This window comes from Pseudoduganella sp. RAF53_2 (assembly GCF_052113985.1).
Taxonomy (GTDB): domain Bacteria; phylum Pseudomonadota; class Gammaproteobacteria; order Burkholderiales; family Burkholderiaceae_D; genus Rugamonas.
Genome location: NZ_JBFRDW010000448.1, coordinates 1 through 5,116 on the forward strand (window position 1 = coordinate 1; position 5,116 = coordinate 5,116).

At 63.2% G+C, this 5,116-nt stretch carries 4 protein-coding genes; 1 reads left to right on the plus strand and 3 read right to left on the minus strand.

The window, feature by feature from the left end; all coding sequences use genetic code 11:
* A partial coding sequence (locus tag AB4Z11_RS22530) for a sulfite exporter TauE/SafE family protein (RefSeq protein ID WP_442027796.1) occupies positions 1-681 on the plus strand: 681 nt, incomplete at its 5' end.
* Here AB4Z11_RS22530 and AB4Z11_RS22535 read toward each other — a convergent pair.
* From AB4Z11_RS22535 to AB4Z11_RS22545, 3 genes are all read right to left on the minus strand, one after another.
* Positions 678-2,435, minus strand: a complete 1,758-nt coding sequence (locus AB4Z11_RS22535; RefSeq protein ID WP_442027797.1) for an allantoate amidohydrolase — start codon at positions 2,433-2,435, stop codon at positions 678-680. The two genes, AB4Z11_RS22530 and AB4Z11_RS22535, sit on opposite strands and share 4 nt — an antisense overlap.
* A 105-nt stretch (positions 2,436-2,540) precedes the next feature.
* Positions 2,541-3,665 carry a YdcF family protein gene (locus AB4Z11_RS22540; protein WP_442027798.1) on the minus strand — a complete coding sequence of 375 codons (1,125 nt, stop codon included), beginning with the start codon at positions 3,663-3,665 and terminating at the stop codon, positions 2,541-2,543.
* A gap of 5 nt (positions 3,666-3,670) precedes the next feature.
* The coding region (locus tag AB4Z11_RS22545; protein ID WP_442027799.1) for a TonB-dependent receptor domain-containing protein at positions 3,671-5,116 on the minus strand (1,446 nt) is incomplete at its 5' end.

Here is a 5,116-nt window from a genome sequence, read left to right on the forward strand (position 1 = left end):
GTCGCCATGGCGCTGCTCAGCCTTTTCGTGCCGCCACTCGAAGCGGCAGCATTGTTGATCGTGCCTTCGCTTTTGACGAATGTATGGCAACTGGCCAGTGGCGAGCCGGTTTTCCCGTTATGGCAGCGTTTTTGGCCAATGCTTGTGGCAATCTGTCTCGGCACGCTGGCGGGCAGCGCGATGTTTGCAGTGGTTGGGTCTGCGCCAGCCGGGGACGCCGGAAGCCTCGGAGTGTCGTGGAGCGCCAATGCCACGCTGGGCGTCGCGCTGGCCATCTACGGCATCCTCGGCCTGCTGGCCATCCGTTTTACTGTGCCTGAAGGCGCGGAACCCTGGCTGTCGCCGGTCATCGGTGCGCTCACCGGTCTGCTGACTGCGGCCAGCGGCGTATTCACCCTGCCCGCCGTGCCTTACTTGCAGGCGCTTGGTCTCAAGCGCGATGAGCTGGTACAGGCGATGGGCTTGTCCTTCACTGTCTCCACGGCTGCGCTGGCGGTCACGCTTGCCATGCACGACGCTTTGCATCCCGCCGTCGCGGGCGCATCACTGCTGGCGCAATTTCCCGCCATGGCGGGCATGTACCTCGGCACCTGGCTGCGCCGGCGCATGAATCCTGTCCTGTTCCGCCGCTGCTTCTTCGGCACCTTGATCGCCCTCGGCGGTCACCTCGCGCTGGCTTAGGCGGTCTTTGGTGTGAAGTTGCGCAGCAGGTCGAGGAGGGTGACTGCGGCGAGGTCGGCATCGTCGGCAGTCATTGTTTCGAGCGGATTGTGGCTGATGCCGCCGTTGCCGCAGCGGGTGAACAGCATGGCGACGCCGGTCAGGGATGCCATGGCCATGGCGTCGTGACCGGYGCCGGAGAGCAGGTCGAAGCGCTGCAGGCCGGTGCGTTCGACGGCAGCACCGAATTGGTCCATCAGCCACGGCGCGCATGGCGCGGCACTGGCTTCGACGATGCGCTCGGCGTGCCATTCGATCTGTCGGCGCTTKCAGATGGCGGCGATGCCGTCCATGATGTCTTCCACTGCCGCCTTGCGCACGGCGTCGTCTGCGGCGCGGATATCCAGCGAGAGTTTGCATGCGCCGGGAATCACGTTCACGGAGCCGCCGGGCACGGCCAACTGGCCAACTGTGCCGACCAGCGAATCCGCCTGCGAGCAGCGTTTCTCTACCAGCAGCACGATTTCAGCCGCAGCGGCAGCGGCATCTTTGCGCATGGTCATCGGCGTGGTGCCAGCGTGGCTGGCGAGGCCGGTCAACTCGATCAGGAAGCGCGAGCTGCCGGCAATGGCGGTCACCACGCCCAGCGGCAGACCGCGTTCCAGCAGGACCGGGCCTTGTTCGATGTGGACTTCTACAAAGCCCAGCACGTCCTCGCGCTTGCGGGCGACGAAGGGAATTGTGGCAGGATCGTGGCCTGCATCCAGCAGTGCTTTGCGCATGGTGACGCCATCCGCATCGACGGCGTCGAGCAGCGACATATTGAACTGCCCGGTCACTGCATTACTGCCCAGGAAAGTGGAGCGGAAGCGCACGCCTTCTTCTTCCGCAAAACCGATCACTTCGAAATGGAAAGGCAGCTTTTCGCCGCGTTCATGCAGCTGCTGCACGATGGCGATCGGCAGCAGGATGCCGAGGCGTCCGTCGTATTTGCCGCCATTGCGCACGGTGTCGTAATGCGATCCGGTGATCAAGGTTTTTGCGCCCGGCGCGTCGGACAGATAACGGCCAACCACATTGCCGACGGCATCGATCGTCACGGACATGCCTGACGCGCGCATCATGTCGGCCAGCCGGACGGACGTATGGCGGTGTGCTTCGGTCATGTAAGCACAGGTCAGGCCGTCGGCGTCATCGCTCCATTGCGCCAGATCTTCCGACCATTGCATGATCTGCGGGCCGAACGCCAGTGAGACGCCCAGCAGCTCGTTCAGCCTGATTTCGGCGATGCGGTGAATCTGGCGCAGGCACTCCGCGATTTCATCGCTGCGCTGGTTTTTCAAGCGGCGCGCAAAGGATGCGATGACCGTCTCGCGCGTCAGACCCTGGCCGGTGGGGCCTTTCACCGCAAGGATAAAGGGGAAGCCGAACTTCTCGTTGTAATCGGCATTCAGCTTGTGCAGCGTGGTGAATTCCTCGGGGCTGCACAGATTCAGGCCGGACTTGGCCTGTTCGCTGGTCGATTCGGCGGTCAGCTCACCGGCGATGGCCGCTTTGCCCGCCAGCTCCGGGTGAGCGCGGATCAGGCCAAGCTGCTCATCCAGCGTGGCGGAGGACACCACACCTTGCAAGGCCTGCTTCAGCGCAGTCACCGTGGCAAACGGACGCTGCGACCAGGCCCGCTCCGGAATCCAGGGCGAGTGCTCGTACAGGCCGCGCAAGCGGTCCGCGAAAGCCGCTTGGTCGCAGGTGTTCAGATCGGAGAGAGTCGTCATCGCAAATATCCCATAGTGAACTTACGATCATAGCGCGCCGGGCGCGGAGGCATATAAGCGGCCGAAAATAGCGCTTATACACCTCCTGATTATATGACTGACGGCTCAGGGATCGAGCGGGTCCATCGGGTCGACGCGCATCGACCTCAGCGAAGGATGGAATTCCAGCTCGAATGGCGAATGGCGGAGGCCTATGGTGCCAGGCTCGTAGCCCAGTTCCGCCTGGTTGCGGGCTGCAAACTCGGCGCTTTCGATATAGCGGCTTTGCTCCACGTTGGCGATGATCAGCGCCGGCTGGCTGGCCGGTGCGCCCAGCGCCGCCAGACGCCGAGTGGCGTTGCGCAAGTTGGTCGTTGTATGCCGGGCATACGGTTCGATCACGATACGGTCGGCAGGGATATGGAAACGCTCAATCAGCGCCTTGCGCATTTCCACCGCCTCCACATAGCGCGATCCCCTTGGATGGACCGACGCGCCGCTGACGATGATGAAGGCCACGTCCCCGTTTGCAAAGCGGCTGGCAGCCAGCTGTATGTGCTGCTTGCCCCGCGCGCTCAGCGGAATCAGAGGATTTTCCGGGCCCACACCTGGAATGATCGCTGCCGTGTACTTGTAGCGCTTCCAGTCGATGCTGCGCGCGCGTGCCAGTGCTGCGGTGTTATGCGTCTGGTCGAGAGGTTCGAAGTCGACTGCCTCATGCCGCTCGCTGACGTCGATCAGCGCGATGGCCAGCGCGAGGCTTGGGTCCAGGCTGACAGCGGGATCATTCTTCCCGGCGTCGGCAAGGCTGATAGCGTCCGCCACCAGCGCCTTGAATTCCGCCGTGCCAGGTTTCTCGACCGGGCCATCGATGGTCGGGTAGCGCGGCTGATTGCCGAATCCATAGACCTGTAAGATGGTATTCAGGCCGCGCAGCTCGCGCTTTACTTGCGCTGTGGCGCCATCGTCGGCCATGCCTTGCCGGCCCGGCGACGCTGCTGCCACCGCATCCATCTCCGCTTCGCTCCAGGCGGCGGCCAGCAGCAGGCATTTGGGCGCCTGCTCGCAGGCGTTCATGCGCTTCTTGCGGCCGTCCAGAAGCGGGGTGAGGCCGGCCGGCGGTTGTGCCGCGCCGGACAGCATCGGGAACAGCCGGTTTGCCAGCAGCGACCAGTGCTGGTTCGCCACGGGAGCCGCATGCAGGGGGAGGGCGAAGGCAAGCGCCGCGGCAAGAGTGATACGTTTGTTCATGGACTTCACCACGCCTTGCTCACGACGAAGCGTGCGCTGCGTCCGAACACCGGGCGGCCGTAGATCGCCGTGGCGCTGCCCTGGCCTGCCAGAGTATCGGTACGCGTGTTGCCTTCGGTGAGGCCTTTGGCGTTCGTCAGGTTGTCGCCGGTGAGCTGGAACTGCCATTGTCCGTGCGTTACGGTGACGCCTGCGCCCAGCGAGTGGTAGGAAGGCAGTTCGGTCGCATTGAAGAAGTCCACATAGCGCTTGCCGGTGTAGGCAAAGCTGCCGTACACGTCGACCTGGTTATTGCCCATGCTGAAGGCGTAGCTCGGGCGGATATTGCCGAATACTTTGGGCTCGCGGATGATCTGGTTGCCGACCACTTGCGACGGATCGGCGCCGGTGGAACTCACGAAGTTGCGGTRCTGCGGGTCCTGAATGGTCAGCGACGCATTGAGGACGAAGCGATCGGTCACATACCAGGCGCCATCGGCTTCGGCGCCTTTGACGACGGCCTTGCCGAAGAACGGCACGGTCTGGTCATTGCGGCCGGTGACCGGATTGAAGGCCACGAAGGATGCGTTGAGCGGATCGAATTGCGTGTAGAAGCCCGTCACGTACAGGTAGGACTTGCCGAACGTCGTCTTGAAGCCGGCTTCATACTGGTTGGCCTTGGTGGTCAGCACCAGCGGATCGACCGAGGCCGCGACCTGCATGGACGGCGGAATTTCGAGGTGGGATGCGCGGACATAGCCACCGATGCTGCTGGTGAAGTCGTAGTTCGCACCCGCCGTCCAGTTGGTGGTGTGCGGTTTGTAGGTGTGGGACTGGCGGTCGCCGGTAAAGGCGCGCGTGGCATCGTCAGCCAGGGTGTTCTTGTCGCCCAGGTTGGCCTGCTTGGTCAGCAGGGCGTAGCCGTCGTAGTGATAGCGTTCGGCGCGCACACCCGCATCGAGACGCAGACGGTCGGTAACTTCCCAGGTGTCGTTCAGGTACAGTGCCCCCATTTTTGCGTGCACATCGCCCTGGTTCAGCGTGGTGCTGTAGCGCAGAACGCCATTGTCCGTCACGGAGCCCAGCACGGCGCCGGAGGYGGAATAGGCCAGCAGGTCGAGTGTACGCGGCTTGCCCTGCACTTCGATCAGCATGTCGTTGTAGACGGAAATGCTGGTCTGGCCATAGCTGCTGCCGTAGAAGCCTGCTTTCACGTCGTGGTTGCCAAGGCCCGTCTGGAAATTACGCGTGACGTTGATGTCCACCTGATTCGAGCGGAAGTCCGAGCCTGCTGCGCGGTATTGTCCCTGCATGACCAGGCCGGAGGCGGATGCCGGATCATAGACCTGGCTGCCATTACTGCCAGCGATGGCATAGCCCAGGTGATCGACCGCGCCAAAGGCCGTTTTGGAAGCGGCGAGGAAGCCGTTGGCGAAGCTCTTCGCGTCGGCCGGGTTGGAAGTCGAATAGAA